The sequence below is a fragment of the Sphingomonas sp. SP6 genome (assembly GCF_058313435.1).
This window is the reverse complement of sequence record NZ_JBZFLG010000002.1, coordinates 107,629-121,502: the sequence shown is the minus strand read 5'-3', so window position 1 is coordinate 121,502 and position 13,874 is coordinate 107,629. Positions and strand designations below refer to the sequence as shown.

The following is a 13,874-nucleotide window of genomic DNA, read 5'->3' as shown; positions in this document are numbered from 1 at the left end:
GGCCGCGCTTGCGCGGGCCCCGGGGCCAACCCGGCTCAGGCGGCGCGGGCGCGCACGATCTTGCCCGGCTCGCGCGGCGGCTCGCCCTTGGGCAGCGCGTCGATCAGCTCCATGCCATCGGTCACCTCGCCCCAGACGGTATATTGGTTGTCCAAGAAGCGGGCGTCGTCGAACACGATGAAGAACTGCGAATTGGCGCTGTTCGGATCGTTGGTCCGCGCCATCGAGCAGATGCCGCGGACGTGCGGCTCCTTCGAGAACTCCTGCTTCAGGTTCGCTTTGGTCGAGCCGCCGGTGCCGTTGTGGTTTCCGCCGTCGCCGCCCTGCGCCATGAAGCCGGGGATCACGCGGTGGAACGGCACGCCGTCGTAGAAGCCCTCATTGGCCAGCTCGGCGATCCGCTGGACGTGGTTCGGCGCGAGGTCCGGGCGCAGCTTGATCGTCACGTCGCCTCCGTCGAGGGTGAGCGTGAGCGTCGAATAATCGGTCATCGAAGGTCCTTTCGTGAACGCCGCGCGAGGTAGGGGCGGGGCGGGACAAACGCAAACCGGCGCCATCGGTTGGCAGTTCGGCATCCCGGCGCTAGGGCCGGACAGCCGCAACCAAGGGAGCGCGTATTGAGCGAGACCGACCTCCCCGAGGCGCCCGTCGAGACCCAGCTCGACGAGGACGACCGGCTCAAGCCCGAATACGTCCAGGCGGTGATCGACGCGGTCGACGCCGACGACGACGAGGGCGCGCATGCGCTGGTCGAGCCGCTCCACCCGGCCGACGTCGCCGACCTGTTCGAGCTGATCCCCGAGGATCGCCGGCGCGGCCTAGCGACCGCGGTCGCCGACCTGCTCGACGCCGACGTGTTCGCCGAGCTCAACGATTACGTCCGCGAGCAGCTGATCGACGCGCTCGACGCCCGCCAGGTCGCCGATATCGCCTCCGAGCTCGACACCGACGACGCCGTCGCGATCATCGAGGACCTCGACGTCGAGGATCAGCGCGAGGTGCTGCGCGCGATGGAGCCCGACGATCGCGCCGCGATCGAGGAGGCGTTGTCCTATCCGGAGGAATCCGCGGGTCGCCTGATGCAGCGCGATCTCGTCGCGGTCCCCGAACATTGGACGGTCGGCGACACGCTCGCCTATCTGCGCCGGCACGACACGCTGACCACCGATTTCTGGGAGGTGTTCGTCGTCGATCCCGCGCACCGCCCGGTCGGCACCTGCGCGCTGTCCTGGATCCTGCGGACGCCGCCGGGGATCGCGGTCGCCGACGTGATGGCGCGGGAACAGACGCTGATCCCGGTCGACATGGACCAGGAGGAGGTGGCGCTGCGCTTCCAGAAATACGCGCTGATCTCGGCTGCGGTGGTCGACGGCGGCGGGCGGCTGGTCGGGATGATCACCGTCGACGACATCGTCCACATCATCCAGGCCGAGGCGGGCGAGGATGCGCTCCGCCTCGCCGGTGCGGGCGAGGGCGACATCAACGAGCCGATCCGGCTGACCGTCAGGACGCGCCTGTTCTGGCTCGTCGTCAATCTCGCGACCGCGATCTTCGCTTCCTCGGTGGTCGGGCTCTTTCAGGGGACGATCGCGTCGTTTGCGCTCTTGGCCGTGCTGATGCCGATCGTGTCGGGGATGGGCGGCAATGCCGGGACGCAGACGCTGGCGGTCGTGGTGCGCGCCCTTGCGACCAATCAGCTGACGAGCTCGAACACCCGTTGGATGATCCTGCGCGAGCTGCGCATCGCGCTCGCCAACGGTCTGATGCTGGGGCTGCTGATCGGGCTCGGAACCTTCGTCATCTTCCGCAATCCCGATCTGTCGGTGGTGATCGGCTGCGCGATGGTGATCAACAATCTGACCGCGGGTCTGGGCGGTGTGCTGGTGCCGATGACGCTCGATCGGTTGAACGTCGATCCGGCGGTCTCCTCCGCGGTGTTCGTCACGACGCTGACCGACACGATGGGGTTCTTCAGCTTCCTGGGGCTCGCGACCTTGTGGGGCCTGCACGGCTGACCCACATCCGCGGGTGATGCTGCACCTCACGAAGGTCGCGTTCGGGGTGACGAGCGTCGACCAGCTCGCCGACCGCCTGCGCCTGCGCGCCGAAGCCGGGCCGGTCCTGCTCACCACCCGGTATCTGCCCAAGCGGCACGAAGAAGTAGCGGGCCGAGGCTCGTTGTTCTGGATCGTCAAGCACATGCTGGTCGCCCGTTCGGCGATCCTGGGGTTCGGAGAGGCCGACGGCGGGCGGGTCGCGATCCAGCTCGATCCCGAGCTGAAGATGGTCGAGGCGCGGCCGAAGCGCGCGCATCAGGGTTGGCGGTACCTCGAGGCGGGTGAGGCGCCCGCCGACCTCGCCGCGGGAGACGCAAGCGGGCTTGCCGCGCTGCCGCCCGCGCTGATCGGTCGTCTCGCCCAATTGGCGCTGATCTGAACCGGATTGTGCGATGCAGCGGGGTGGATTTTTGGAGCGGTTCGCCCTAGCGGAGCGCGCGAACCATGCTCCGGTCGGGGCCAGGCAACGGGGTCAACACATGCGCATCACCATGATCGGGTCCGGCTACGTTGGTCTCGTGTCGGGCGCGTGCTTCGCCGATTTCGGCCATGACGTGACCTGCGTCGACAAGGACGAGCGCAAGATCGAGGCGCTGCTGGCCGGGCGGATGCCGATCTTCGAGCCGGGTCTGGAGCAGCTCGTCTCCTCCAATGTCGCTGCCGGCCGGCTGTCGTTCACCACCGATCTGGCGAAGGGCGTCGCGGGCGCGGACGCGGTGTTCATCGCCGTCGGCACGCCGTCCAGGCGCGGCGACGGTCATGCCGACCTCAGCTACGTCTACGCCGCGACCGAGGAGGTCGCACGCGCGGCGACGGGGCCGTTGGTGGTCGTCACCAAGTCGACGGTCCCGGTCGGGACCGGCGACCGGGTGGAAGCGATCCTGACCGAAACGCGCCCGGAGGTGACGTTTGCGGTCGTCTCCAACCCCGAGTTCCTGCGCGAGGGCGCCGCAATCGGCGACTTCAAGCGCCCCGACCGCATCGTCATCGGCACCGACGACCCGCGCGCGCGCGAGGTGATGCGCGAGATCTACCGGCCGCTTTATCTCAACGAGAGCCCCATCCTCTTCACGGGGCGGCGAACCGCCGAGCTGACGAAATACGCCGCGAACGCCTTCCTCGCGACCAAGATCACCTTCATCAACGAAATCGCCGACCTGTGCGAGGCGGTTGGGGCGGACGTCCAGGACGTGTCGCGCGGCATCGGGCTCGACAACCGGATCGGGCGCAAGTTCCTCCACGCCGGCCCCGGCTATGGCGGGTCGTGCTTCCCCAAGGACACGCTGGCTTTGCTCAAGACCGCCGAGGATCACGAGGCGCCGGTCCGGATCGTCGAGGCGGTGGTCAAGGCCAACGACGCGCGCAAGCGGGCGATGGGACGCAAGGTAATCGCGGCGCTGGGCGGGGGCGAGCCGCGTGGCAAGACGGTCGCGCTGCTCGGGCTGACCTTCAAGCCCAACACCGACGACATGCGTGACGCGCCGTCGATCGCGATCGTGCAGAGCCTGATCGACGCCGGCGTGATGGTCCGCGCCTTCGATCCCGAGGGCGAGGAGATGGCGCGGCAGGTGATGCCCGACATCACCTATTGCACCGACGCCTACGAGGCGGCGACCGGCGCCGATGCGGTCGCGCTGGTGACGGAGTGGGACATCTTCCGCGCGCTCGACCTCAAGCGCCTGTGTTCGCTGATGAAGGCGCCGGTGCTGGTCGACCTGCGCAACGTCTACGATCGCGCCGAAGCGGAGCGGGCAGGGTTCAGCTACACCGCGGTCGGACGCTGAGGCTCACAGGGTCGCGGGTGCGCTCGGCCGAGGCCGCGTCCGAAGCCCGATCAGCGGCCTGAGCGGCGTGATCGCGCGGCCGACCAGGTAGAAGGCGAGGCATCCCGCCACCGTCGCGCCGACGAGGATGCCGAACTCGGCCCCGGCGTCGAGACGATAGGGCAGGAGCCAGTAAGCGACGACCACGATCACCGTCTGATGGACCAGGTAGAAGGGGAAGACCGCCTCGGTCAGCGTGGCGCGGATCGGGCGATCGTGGTTCCACCAGCGCTCCGCCACGCCGATCAGCGCGACGATCACGCCCCATTGCTCCAGCGCGTGCGCCGCGCCGTACGGCGAGTAGATCCAGCGCGGCGCAGGCGTGTCCCCCGGCCAGAACGCCTCCACCGCCATCACCCCGGTAAATCCGATGGTGCCGATCACCGCTGCGGCGATCCACCAGCGCCGGATCGCCGCCATGGTGCGCTCCGAGCCCGCCAGCCCGAACCCGAACAGGAAGGCGGGAACGTACATCGCATGCGCCACCCAGTCCCCGACGAGCGCGTGGGTCTCCGCCGCCATCGGGAACCACCACGAATGAACCGCCACCATCCAGAGCAAGGGGATCAGCAGCACGCCGAACCCGCCGAAGACGCGGTCGAACGCGGCCTGCGTCCAGCCTTTCGGTACGACCGCGACCGCGGCGGCGAGCAGCGCGGTGTAGACCCACAGATAGGCGACGAACCACAGGTGGTTCCAAGTCGGCAGCGAGACCCCGCGCACGGTCTTGAAGTCGAAGTAATCGCGGAGCCAGAAGGTCGCGAACGCCTCGCGCAGCCCGTATTTGACGGTCAGCTCGACCCAGGGCTGCGGCGGGACGATCACCGCCATGCCGAAGACGAGGGGCACCAATAATCGGTAGGTGCGGTTGCCGAAGAAGCCCGCCACCCCGCTGGACCGCGTGAGGAGCGCACGGCTGGCATAGCCGGAGACGACGAACAGCAGGGTCAGCCGCCAGGCGTTGGTCGCGAGCATCGGCAGCGTCGCCCAGTCGATGATCCGCCAGGATTTCACGTGGAAGTTCCACGGCACGAACACCATCCCGACGTGGTAGAGGATCAGCAGCGCGAACGCCCCGATCCTCAGCCAGTCCATGCCGTAATGCCGGGTCACGCGGGTCGCCTACGGACGCGGCCCGCGCGCCGCAACTAGCGTTTGATGCGGAGCTGGCCGATGAAGTCGCGCTTGCCGATCTTGAGGCCCTTCATCCGCAGGATCGCGTAGGCGGTCGTCGCGTGAAAATAGAAGTTGGGCTGCGAGAAGGAGAGGAGGAAGTTCGCGCCGCCGAACGGCAGCGTCGTTTCGCCGAAGACGAACGACGTGTCGGCGTCGGCGAGCGCGTCGAACTCGCGGCGGTCGATCGCGTTCAGCGTGGCGACCGCGTCGCGGACGATGGCGTGGAGCCCGGCGAAATCGGTCGGCCACGGCTTCATGTCGGGCGAGAAGCGCCCGGCGCGGGTGCCCTCGATCCCGCCCACCGAATGGTGCGTGCAGGACTTCACCTGATAACCGAACGGCAGCATGTCGGGCGCGAGCCGCGCGTCGATCAGCTCGGCGGGGGCGATGCCCTGCTCGGTGCAGAACGCCTCCGCCTTGTCGAGCAGCCCGTCGAGCGCGCCGAGGATCTGGATGTTCGACGCGACCACGGCGTCGTAGAGCGAGATGGTCATGGTTCCTCCCCCAGGCGACCGTGGAGTTTGGCCGCGCTTGCCGCTATATCCCTCGCAAAGCCGATAGGAAGCCCTTCCCATGTCCATCCGTCCGTGGCGCGACATCGTGCGCCGCCCCAGCCGTCAGATCATGGTCGGCACCGTGCCCGTCGGCGGCGACGCGCCGGTTACCGTGCAGACGATGACCAACACCCCGACCAGCGATCCGCGCGCGACGATCGACCAGATCCGCCGCTGCGAGGACGCGGGCGTCGACATCATCCGCGTGTCGTGCCCCGATGTGGAGAGCACCGCGGCGCTCAAGCAGATCGTCCGCGCCAGCCGCGTCCCGATCGTCGCCGACATCCATTTCCACTACAAGCGCGCGCTGGAGGCGGCGGACGCGGGCGCGGCGTGCCTCAGGATCAACCCCGGCAACATCGGCTCGGCGGAGCGGGTGAACGAGGTGGTCAATGCCGCCAAGGCCAACGGCTGCGCGATCCGCATCGGGGTCAATGGCGGCAGCCTCGAGCGGCACCTGCTCGAGAAATACGGCGAGCCTTGCCCCGACGCGCTGGTCGAGAGCGCGCTGGACCATATCAAACTGCTTCAGGACCGCGACTTCCACGAGTTCAAGGTCGCGGTGAAGGCGAGCGACTTCTTCCTCGCAGTCGCCGCTTATCAGCAACTTGCCTCGCAGGTCGATTGTCCCCTCCACCTGGGGATCACCGAGGCGGGCGGGTTCGTCGGCGGGACGGTGAAGTCGGCGATCGGGATCGGCTCGCTCTTGTGGTTCGGGATCGGCGATACGATCCGCGTCTCGCTCTCGGCGGAGCCCGAGGAGGAGGTGCGCGTCGGGTTCGAAATCCTGAAGGCGCTGGGCATCCGCAATCGCGGTGTCCGCGTCGTCTCGTGCCCGTCTTGCGCGCGGCAGGGGTTCGACGTGATCCGCACCGTGCAGGCGCTGGAGGAGCGGCTGACCCATATCCGCACGCCGATGTCGCTGTCGGTGCTCGGCTGCGTCGTCAACGGCCCCGGCGAGGCGCGCGAGACCGATATCGGGGTGACCGGGGGCGGCAACGGCAAGCACATGGTGTACCTGTCCGGAGTGACCGACCACCATGTGCAGGACGAGGGGATGATCGACCATATCGTTCGCCTGGTCGAGGCGAAGGCGGCGGAGATCGAGGCGCACGACGAGGCTCAGAAGGTCGCCGCCGAGTAGAGATTTTCGGGTGTCAATGTTGGAGTTCGACTGATAGCCGGTCCCCGGGGGAGGGCCGCGCGATGAGGGTTGACGATCGTTCGCGCCACCTTTCACCGGCAGTGGCGTTCGGGGTGGCGGCGGCCGGGATCGGGCTGTTCAGCGTCATGGATGCGTTCATGAAATCGCTGACGCTGGCGCTGGGCGTCTACAATGCACTGGTCTGGCGGACCGGAACCTCGATCGTCCCCGGCATGATCGCGTGGGTCGCGGCGGGGCGGCCGAAGCCGTCGGTGCGGTCGATGCGGCTCCACGCGATCCGCGCGGCGATCACCGCGGTGATGGCGGTGCTGTTCTTCTGGGGCCTCGCGCGGGTGCCGATGGCGCAGGCGATCACGCTCGCCTACATCGCGCCGATCCTGGCGCTGATCGGCGGCGCGGTGTTCCTGGGCGAGCGGGTCGGCGCGCGGGTCGCGGTCGCCTCGGCGGCGGCGTTCGGGGGCGTGCTGATCGTCCTGCTCGCGCAGCCGGTCGCGCTCGGCCGCGAGGCGCTGCTCGGCTCGGCGGCGGTGCTGGCGTCGGCGGTGCTGTACGCGGGCAACCTGCTGGTCGCGCGGCTGCAATCGCAGGCGGCGGGGCCTGGGGAGATCGCGTTCCTGCAATCGGCGCTCGTCACCGCGTTCCTGCTGACCGCCGCGCCGTGGCTGATCGCGGTGCCGCCGATGGACGAGTGGTGGAAGATCGGCTGCGGCGCGCTGCTCGCGACCGCATCGCTGTTCCTGCTCGGCTGGGCCTATGCACACGGCGAGGCGGGGTATCTGGCGACGACCGAATATACCTCGTTCGTCTATGCCGCGACGCTGGGCTACCTCGTGTTCGGCGAGCGGCTGACCTGGCCGACGGTGGCGGGGGCGCTGGTGATCGTCGCCGCGTGCCTGATCGCGGCGCGGCGTCGCGATGTCGCCGAGCATGCGCTAGAGCCGGTGGCATGACGACAATCCGCCCCGCCGCGCGCACCGACGCGCCCACGATCCTCCGCTTCGTTCGCGAGCTGGCCGAATACGAGCGCGAGCCCGACGCGGTCGAGGCGAGCGAGGAGAGCCTGGCGCTGGCGCTGTTCGGCGAGCATCCCGCGGCCGAGGCGGTGATCGCGGAAAGCGACGGCGAGCCGATCGGGTTCGCCTTGTTCTTCCACAATTTCTCGACCTGGACGGGGCGGCGCGGGCTGTACCTGGAGGATCTTTACGTCACCCCGGAGGCGCGCGGATCGGGCGCGGGGCGCGCGTTGCTGGCGCACCTGGCGGGGATCGCGCTCGATCGAGGGTGCGCGCGGTTCGAGTGGAGCGTGCTCGACTGGAACGCGCCGGCGATCGCATTCTATCGCAAGATCGGCGCGGTGCCGATGGAGGAGTGGACGATCCAGCGGGTGTCGGGCGAGGCGTTGCGGGCGCTGGCGGGGCGGTAGGGGCAGCCGACCGCGGCGCGGGGCGCACCTCTCGTCACCCCGGCCTTGAGCCGGGGACCCGCTTCTTCTTTCGTGGGGCAAGAAGAAGCGGGACCCCTGGTCAAGCCCAGGGTGACGGAAGGGGGCAGGCCGCGGCGAAGCCGGGTCCTCGTCGGCCGGGCTCGGCTGGCGCCGCCCCGCCGTCCGCGCTGGCGCGTCTCGTTTCGAGCTCCGCTCGGCACGTGCGCGCTGGAACTGGTAAAGTTGGAAAACCGCGCAGATAGACTCGCCGATGCGACCCTATTCCCGCGCCAAGGCGCTCGAGAACCGCGCCTTCCTCAAGGCGCTGACCACCACCGGCAACGCGCGCGCCGCGGCGGAGGCGTGCGGGCTGAAGTGGGGGACGATGTACGCGCGCCGCCGGCGCGATCCGGCGCTGGCGGTGGAGTGGGACGCGGCGCTCGCCGTCTCCGCCGCGAGCGCGCGGGACGGCGCGGGGGAAAGCGGCGTCCCTGCCGGGTACCACAAGGTGCGGCTGGCGAACGGGCGGGTGCAGCTGCGGCGGGTCCGCGAGGGCGGGCTGGACTCCGACGGCGAGCAGCGTTTTCTGGCGTCGCTCGCCGCGACCGCCAACGTCCAGCTTTCGGCCAAGGCGGCGGGGTTCTCGCCCGGCTCGATCTACCAGCGCGCGCACGCCGACCCTGGCTTCGCGCGCGAGATGCGGATGGCGCTCCAGGTCGGCTACGAGCGGCTGGAGTTCGCGCTGATCCGCGGCTTCACCGCCGGCAGCCACGAGGACGACGCCTGGCGCCACAACGACCCGCCCGAGATCCCGCCGATGCGCCCCGACCAGGCGCTCCAGCAGCTGACCCTGCACGAGAAGGCCGCGAAGATGTGGTCGACGCGGCCGTGGGAGAAGAAGCGGCGGGGCGAGACGACCGAGCAATGGTCCGCGCGGATGGCGACGATCACCCGCGCCCGCCAGCGCCGCGAATATGAGGACGCCGAAGTGGCGCGGGCGGAAGGGCGGACGCCCGAGCCGAAGTCGCGCTTCGAGGGCGACATGGCGGTGTACGACCTGTCGGAGAAGCTGCGCGCGGAGGTGCTGGCGAGCGCGCCGCCTAAGGCGCAGCCGGCGGTGGGGACGGTGAGGTGGGCGAAGCTGAAGGCGCGGGAGGGGCGGGAGGCGGAGGCTTCGGGCTCGGAGGAGACGGAAGGGCGGGAGGTGCGGATGAAGCGGACGGGGGAGGCGATGTTCGGGGGGTGGCGGTGGGAGAAGGAGTGAGGATCGTTGCGGGCGGCTTCTCCGACCTGTAAAGCCGCGGCGATGGTGGAGGCAGCATTCGGGATCGGCGCATATTCTCCGGCGGAAGCTGGCCGCCTCTTGAACATCCCGCCCGCCACGCTCCGGCACTGGCTGTTCGGATACGGCTATGCTCATCACGGGTCCCCGAGGCGGCAGGCTCCGCTGTGGCAGGCTCAGTACGGAACCGAGCAGGAGGAGCCGCTGCTCGGCTTTCGCGACCTCCTGGAAGCGCGGATCGTGCGGGGACTGCGCGGCGCGGGTCTCGGTCTCCCGACGATCCGCGATTGCCTGAGTCTGGCTCGCGAGGTGGCGGAGGACGACCATCCCTTCTCGACCCGCCGCTTCAGGACCGATGGGCGCACCCTGTTCATCGAGCATGGCGAGGGTGTGCTCGATTTGAAGACCCGGCAGCATCTGTTCCGACGCATCATCGAACCGACGTTCCGCGATCTCGATTTCGACGCGGAGGCCGCGTCGCGGTGGTGGCTCAGTCCGGAGCGGACCCTGGTTGTCGATCCGGCGCGGTCGTTCGGGCAGCCGATCGTGGCTGAGTCAGGCGTGACGACGGCTCGGCTGGCGCAGGCCGTCGAGGCCGAGGGATCGGTGGAGCGCGTGGCACGCCAGTTCGATCTGCCGCCCGCGACGGTGCGTCAGGCGCTCGCGTTCGAGCGGCGGGCGTTGCACTGAGCAAGCGGTGAAGCTGCTGGTCGATCACAACCTGCCGCCTCGCCTTGCCAACGCGCTTCATGTCATCTTCGAACCGGACCACGAGGTCCGCGCGTTGCGCGACAAGTTCGGCCGGTCGGACCTGACCGACGAGGAGTGGATCAGCGCGCTCGGTGGCGAGGGTGGTTGGGCCGTGCTGTCCGCGGACACGAACATCGCGAGGAAGAAGCCGTCGAGAGACGCTTTTTTTCGGGCAAGGTTGGTCGGCTTCTTCTTCAGCCCCTCAATGCAGCGCTGGCCGCTCGCGCGCCAATGCGCGCGCGTGCTGACGATCTGGCCGGATATGGCAGCGGTAGCCGAGCGCTCATCGGCTGGAGTGTTCGAGATGCCGGCGAAGGGCAGCAAGTTCCGCCAAATCGGTCGGTGACGCGCCGTTTTCGCCACTACGCAGGAAAGTCGTTTGAAGTCGTCTTCTTGCGTCGCTTGGGTGTCGATACCTTCACCGGCTCGGTAGATCTCGGCAAAGCGTTGGAGTGACGGGGTGGAGAACGGCCAGCGTTAGCCTCTCTCCGTCACGCCGGTCTCCGAGCCGGGATCCCGCATCTTCTTACCGGCCAGAAGAAGATGCGTCACCCCGGGTCAAGCCCGTGGTGACGAGGAAGAAGACCCCTCCAGAACCGCTTCGTCAGCGTCGCGATCACCTGCCTGCACTGCCCGAAGAAGCACCCCACCGGACCCGTGCAGCGGCCGGCATAGCGCCTGTCGAACAGGTTGCTGCCCTTGACCGAGAACCGCCAACGGCGGAGGTCGGAGTGGAGGGGGCGCCGTCGAATGGGGTCACCGCGGGGCTGGCGGAGATCAGCGGGGTGAAGGCCGAGGGCGTATCGCCCGGGCTGTCGATTGGGGAACCGAGGCGCCGCGGGCAAAGCCCGCGCCGTGACGTCGGACGGGTTCGCTTCGCGACCCGCCGGCCGGTCTCCGCCGTCTCGCAGGGAGCTCCGCTCCCTGCGTGCGGACAGCAAGTAAGGCGACGCCTTACTTGCTTCGTTCGACTTGCTCGAACTCCAGCTCGACCGGCGTCGCGCGGCCGAAGATGCTGACCGACACCTTCACGCGGCTGCGGTCGAAGTCGAGTTCCTCGACGGTGCCGTTGAAGCTCGCGAACGGGCCGTCGAGGACTTTGACCGCGTCGCCGATCTCGTAATCGACCTTGACCTGCGTCTTGGGCGCGGCGGCGGCTTCTTCCTTGGAGTTGAGCATCCGCGCGGCTTCGGTGTCGCTGATCGGCTGCGGCTTGCCCGACGAGCCGAGGAAGCCCGTCACCTTCGGCGTGTTCTTGACGAGGTGATAGACGTCGTCGTTCATGTTCAATTTGGCGAGGACGTAGCCGGGCATGAACTTGCGCTCGACCGCGATCTTCTTGCCGCGGCGCGCCTCGGTGATCGTCTCGGTCGGGACCTCGATCTGCTCGACGAGCTGGTCGAGCCCGAGCCGGGTCGCGTCCGCCATGATCTGATCGCGGACCTTGCCCTCGAAGCCCGAATAGGCGTGGATGATGTACCAGCGCGCCATGTCTCGTGTTCTTTCTATCGGTTACTTGGCGAGGCTGAGCAGGCCCTTGACGATCAGCTCGAAGATCGAGTCGACGCCCAGGAAGAACACCGCCAGCAGCGTCGTCATGACGACGACCATCACCGCGGTCATCAGCGTCTCGCGCCGGGTCGGCCAGACGACCTTCTTGGTCTCGGCCTGGACCTGGTTGATGAACTCGATCGGGGTCGTCTTCGCCACGTCTGTCTCGCCTTCACGCCTTCCAGCGAGGCATGGCCCCGCCACCGCTCCCCTGATGTGGGCAAGCGGTGGTGAACCGTCCTCGCTGTCGGATGGGCCCGTCATCTAGCGAGCCGCCGCCGGAGAGGCAAGGGGCGTGGCCTTGCCGGACGGGGACGGCGGATCTAGGGTGCGCGGCGATGAACGAGGATCTCCCCGATTTCCGGAACGACCCCGATCCGCCGCCCGAGCGGGGGATCAACCACCTCGCGTTCGTCTTCCTGGCGCTGATCGTGATGCTCATCTTCTGGAGAGGCACCTGAGCCGCGGCAGCGGCTGATCGTCCCGGCCGGCTGCGCCGACCTGTTCTCCGGCCACGGCGATCGGCGGCGGGGTCGTGCGCCTTCCCCGACTTTGCGATTGTATCTCCCACCCCAGAGGTGGAGATAGTCGCCGGAGGGAGGCGAATCGTGAAGCCAGCGGATCGTGCCTATTTCAGGCGACGCGCGCGGACCGAGCGGCGGCTGAGCGAACGCGCCGCCTCCGCCCGCGCGGCGCAGCTCCATGCCTGGCTGGCGATCGAATATGAGGACCGGCTGCGCTCGGGCTATGCCGGGCTGCTCATCGCCGGTCACGACGATCCGGCGCTCGCATGACGCTCGCCGGGGGCGGCTGACGCCGCTGCTCCTCGGCGAGGCGGTGGCGAGCGCGCGGCGGGCCGCCCGCGCTCCAGTCCGGCTTAGGCTGCGCGCCCGGGAGAGGGGGGACGTCGGCTACGGCAGCAGCCCGGTCGCGTGGAGGCCGGCGTGGAGCGCCCAGCCATGCAGGTCGTCATGCGCGACCGGGAGCGCGGCGCTGTGGTCGCCGGCCTCGGGGATGGCGGCGGAGACGACGAAGCTCTTCCACGTCAGCGGCGCCTCCGGCGAGAGGGTGGCGAGCAGGATCTGCTTCTGCCCGCCGATCCCGTCCGGGTCGTAATAGAGATGGCCCTGCTGATCGAAGATCAGGAAATCGGTGGAGTCGAAGGCGCTGGCACCCCGGTAGAAATTAGCCTTCGAGACCCCGCCGGCGAGCGGGGCGAAGCCGGCGGGATCGAGCTGGACATGGTCCCGCTTATCGAAATCCAGGACGGTGTCGCCCCCAGCCCGGCGGCTGGACGCCTGGGCGTAGAAGAAGGTGTCCCCGCCCGTCCCGCCCTTCGCACTGACATAAGCGTCGCTCATGACGATGAAGTCCGCGCCACCGCCGCCGAGCGCGTTGACCGCATAGTCGCTGACGTCGTTGGTGCCGTGGATCACGTCATTGCCTTCGCCGCCGTCCAAGGTGACGGGGTCGTATGCCAGCGTGGCGACGATGAGGTCGTCGCCCGCCTCGCCCGACAGCGAATCGCCCCATCGGTTCCCGATCAGCGTATCGTCGCCGGCGAACAGCGCCGAGGTCAGCCCCTTGTTCGATCCGTGCCCGGTGACGTAATCGACCGCGAACGCATCGACCGACACGCCGAAGACGCTGCCTTCCACCTGTGCGCTGGGAATGAATCCGACCTTGCCGTCGGGGCCGATCGTCGTGCGGCCATAGAACAACGCACCGAGCCACTCGCCATCGGCGCCCTCGACCGCGAACATCGTGGAATTGTAGATGTTGGTGGTGGTGAAGAGATAGTCGGTCTCGCCGCTCGTCGCCGCCTGGGTGATGACCTTGCTGACCGGTGGGACATCGGCCAGGTTGAAGATCCCGGAGGCGTCGTTGACCGTGAACATGACCATGCGTCTGTCTCCCTGTCGCTATCGGGGCGTCGCAACCGAAAACGTACGAAGGGCGCGGTCGAACACGGTGCACGCGCCGAGAAGATACGGGGAAGTTGGCAGGGGAGCTCGGACTCGAACCGAGGGCCTTCGGTTTTGGAGACCGACGCTCTAACCAGCTGAGCTACACCCCTACGCCGATTTCGCCCT

Annotated in this window: 17 protein-coding genes and 1 tRNA gene; 11 read left to right on the top strand and 7 right to left on the bottom strand. The window is 68.6% G+C overall.

Features of this window, described 5'->3' with window-relative positions; genetic code table 11:
- Positions 1-35: 35 nt before the first annotated feature.
- On the bottom strand, positions 36-491 hold the full coding sequence (locus AC4GYY_RS06330; RefSeq protein ID WP_491119419.1) for a peptidylprolyl isomerase: 456 nt from the start codon (positions 489-491) through the stop codon (positions 36-38).
- Between the two features lie 126 nt (positions 492-617).
- Here AC4GYY_RS06330 and mgtE point away from each other — a divergent pair, with 126 nt between their 5' ends.
- The 3 genes from mgtE to AC4GYY_RS06315 all read left to right on the top strand — a co-directional run bounded on the left by mgtE (position 618) and on the right by AC4GYY_RS06315 (position 3,841).
- Positions 618-2,015, top strand: a complete 1,398-nt coding sequence (gene mgtE / locus AC4GYY_RS06325; protein WP_491119418.1) for a magnesium transporter — start codon at positions 618-620, stop codon at positions 2,013-2,015.
- A gap of 16 nt (positions 2,016-2,031) precedes the next feature.
- Positions 2,032-2,436, top strand: coding sequence for a DUF1489 family protein (locus AC4GYY_RS06320; protein ID WP_491119417.1), 405 nt, complete (start codon positions 2,032-2,034; stop codon positions 2,434-2,436).
- Positions 2,437-2,536: 100 nt separating this feature from the next.
- Complete coding sequence (locus tag AC4GYY_RS06315) at positions 2,537-3,841, top strand: UDP-glucose dehydrogenase family protein (RefSeq protein ID WP_491119416.1); 1,305 nt, start codon at positions 2,537-2,539, stop codon at positions 3,839-3,841.
- Positions 3,842-3,844: 3 nt separating this feature from the next.
- Here AC4GYY_RS06315 and AC4GYY_RS06310 read toward each other — a convergent pair whose 3' ends face one another.
- Positions 3,845-4,993: an acyltransferase family protein gene (locus AC4GYY_RS06310; protein WP_491119415.1), complete on the bottom strand. Its 1,149-nt coding sequence runs from the start codon at positions 4,991-4,993 to the stop codon at positions 3,845-3,847.
- 35 nt (positions 4,994-5,028) lie between these two features.
- Positions 5,029-5,550: a DUF1993 domain-containing protein gene (locus AC4GYY_RS06305; RefSeq protein ID WP_491119414.1), complete on the bottom strand. Its 522-nt coding sequence runs from the start codon at positions 5,548-5,550 to the stop codon at positions 5,029-5,031.
- Between the two features lie 79 nt (positions 5,551-5,629).
- Here AC4GYY_RS06305 and ispG point away from each other — a divergent pair, with 79 nt between their 5' ends.
- From ispG to AC4GYY_RS06275, 6 genes are all read left to right on the top strand, one after another.
- Positions 5,630-6,754 (top strand): flavodoxin-dependent (E)-4-hydroxy-3-methylbut-2-enyl-diphosphate synthase, encoded by a 1,125-nt coding sequence (gene ispG / locus AC4GYY_RS06300; protein WP_491119413.1) that lies wholly within the window; start codon positions 5,630-5,632, stop codon positions 6,752-6,754.
- Between the two features lie 62 nt (positions 6,755-6,816).
- Positions 6,817-7,725 carry a DMT family transporter gene (locus AC4GYY_RS06295; RefSeq protein ID WP_491119412.1) on the top strand — a complete coding sequence of 303 codons (909 nt, stop codon included), beginning with the start codon at positions 6,817-6,819 and terminating at the stop codon, positions 7,723-7,725.
- Positions 7,722-8,198, top strand: coding sequence for a GNAT family N-acetyltransferase (locus AC4GYY_RS06290; RefSeq protein WP_491119411.1), 477 nt, complete (start codon positions 7,722-7,724; stop codon positions 8,196-8,198). Before AC4GYY_RS06295 ends, AC4GYY_RS06290 begins: the two co-directional genes overlap by 4 nt.
- A 271-nt stretch (positions 8,199-8,469) precedes the next feature.
- Complete coding sequence (locus AC4GYY_RS06285) at positions 8,470-9,462, top strand: hypothetical protein (protein ID WP_491119410.1); 993 nt, start codon at positions 8,470-8,472, stop codon at positions 9,460-9,462.
- A 42-nt stretch (positions 9,463-9,504) separates the two neighbouring features.
- Positions 9,505-10,170 carry a DUF433 domain-containing protein gene (locus AC4GYY_RS06280; RefSeq protein WP_491119409.1) on the top strand — a complete coding sequence of 222 codons (666 nt, stop codon included), beginning with the start codon at positions 9,505-9,507 and terminating at the stop codon, positions 10,168-10,170.
- A gap of 7 nt (positions 10,171-10,177) precedes the next feature.
- The gene (locus AC4GYY_RS06275; RefSeq protein WP_491119408.1) at positions 10,178-10,576 is read left to right on the top strand and encodes a PIN-like domain-containing protein; all 399 of its coding nucleotides are present in this window, start codon (positions 10,178-10,180) and stop codon (positions 10,574-10,576) included.
- Between the two features lie 608 nt (positions 10,577-11,184).
- Here AC4GYY_RS06275 and nusG read toward each other — a convergent pair.
- The gene (gene nusG / locus AC4GYY_RS06270) at positions 11,185-11,721 is read right to left on the bottom strand and encodes a transcription termination/antitermination protein NusG (RefSeq protein ID WP_491119407.1); all 537 of its coding nucleotides are present in this window, start codon (positions 11,719-11,721) and stop codon (positions 11,185-11,187) included.
- A 21-nt stretch (positions 11,722-11,742) separates the two neighbouring features.
- On the bottom strand, positions 11,743-11,940 hold the full coding sequence (gene secE / locus AC4GYY_RS06265; protein ID WP_491119406.1) for a preprotein translocase subunit SecE: 198 nt from the start codon (positions 11,938-11,940) through the stop codon (positions 11,743-11,745).
- Between the two features lie 179 nt (positions 11,941-12,119).
- Between secE and AC4GYY_RS06260 the strand changes: the two genes are divergently transcribed.
- Together AC4GYY_RS06260 and AC4GYY_RS06255 are read left to right on the top strand one after the other, a co-directional pair.
- On the top strand, positions 12,120-12,242 hold the full coding sequence (locus tag AC4GYY_RS06260; RefSeq protein WP_491119405.1) for a hypothetical protein: 123 nt from the start codon (positions 12,120-12,122) through the stop codon (positions 12,240-12,242).
- Positions 12,243-12,389: 147 nt separating this feature from the next.
- Positions 12,390-12,575, top strand: a complete 186-nt coding sequence (locus tag AC4GYY_RS06255; RefSeq protein WP_491119404.1) for a hypothetical protein — start codon at positions 12,390-12,392, stop codon at positions 12,573-12,575.
- Positions 12,576-12,692: 117 nt separating this feature from the next.
- Here the strand turns inward: AC4GYY_RS06255 and AC4GYY_RS06250 are convergent, their stop codons facing one another.
- Together AC4GYY_RS06250 and AC4GYY_RS06245 are read right to left on the bottom strand one after the other, a co-directional pair.
- Positions 12,693-13,685 (bottom strand): hypothetical protein, encoded by a 993-nt coding sequence (locus AC4GYY_RS06250; RefSeq protein WP_491119403.1) that lies wholly within the window; start codon positions 13,683-13,685, stop codon positions 12,693-12,695.
- 96 nt (positions 13,686-13,781) lie between these two features.
- Positions 13,782-13,858, bottom strand: a tRNA-Trp gene (locus tag AC4GYY_RS06245).
- Positions 13,859-13,874: the final 16 nt, after the last annotated feature.

Bases quoted from the DNA above. Each gene is read 5' to 3' on its own strand.
- AC4GYY_RS06320 (WP_491119417.1), top strand. From the start codon at position 2,032: ATGCTGCACCTCACGAAGGTCGCGTTCGGGGTGACGAGCGTCGACCAG.
- AC4GYY_RS06290 (WP_491119411.1), top strand. From the start codon at position 7,722: ATGACGACAATCCGCCCCGCCGCGCGCACCGACGCGCCCACGATCCTC.
- AC4GYY_RS06260 (WP_491119405.1), top strand. From the start codon at position 12,120: ATGAACGAGGATCTCCCCGATTTCCGGAACGACCCCGATCCGCCGCCC.
- AC4GYY_RS06315 (WP_491119416.1), top strand. From the start codon at position 2,537: ATGCGCATCACCATGATCGGGTCCGGCTACGTTGGTCTCGTGTCGGGC.
- AC4GYY_RS06330 (WP_491119419.1), bottom strand. From the start codon at position 491: ATGACCGATTATTCGACGCTCACGCTCACCCTCGACGGAGGCGACGTG.
- AC4GYY_RS06285 (WP_491119410.1), top strand. From the start codon at position 8,470: ATGCGACCCTATTCCCGCGCCAAGGCGCTCGAGAACCGCGCCTTCCTC.
- AC4GYY_RS06305 (WP_491119414.1), bottom strand. From the start codon at position 5,550: ATGACCATCTCGCTCTACGACGCCGTGGTCGCGTCGAACATCCAGATC.
- AC4GYY_RS06250 (WP_491119403.1), bottom strand. From the start codon at position 13,685: ATGGTCATGTTCACGGTCAACGACGCCTCCGGGATCTTCAACCTGGCC.
- AC4GYY_RS06295 (WP_491119412.1), top strand. From the start codon at position 6,817: ATGAGGGTTGACGATCGTTCGCGCCACCTTTCACCGGCAGTGGCGTTC.
- nusG (WP_491119407.1), bottom strand. From the start codon at position 11,721: ATGGCGCGCTGGTACATCATCCACGCCTATTCGGGCTTCGAGGGCAAG.
- ispG (WP_491119413.1), top strand. From the start codon at position 5,630: ATGTCCATCCGTCCGTGGCGCGACATCGTGCGCCGCCCCAGCCGTCAG.
- AC4GYY_RS06280 (WP_491119409.1), top strand. From the start codon at position 9,505: ATGGTGGAGGCAGCATTCGGGATCGGCGCATATTCTCCGGCGGAAGCT.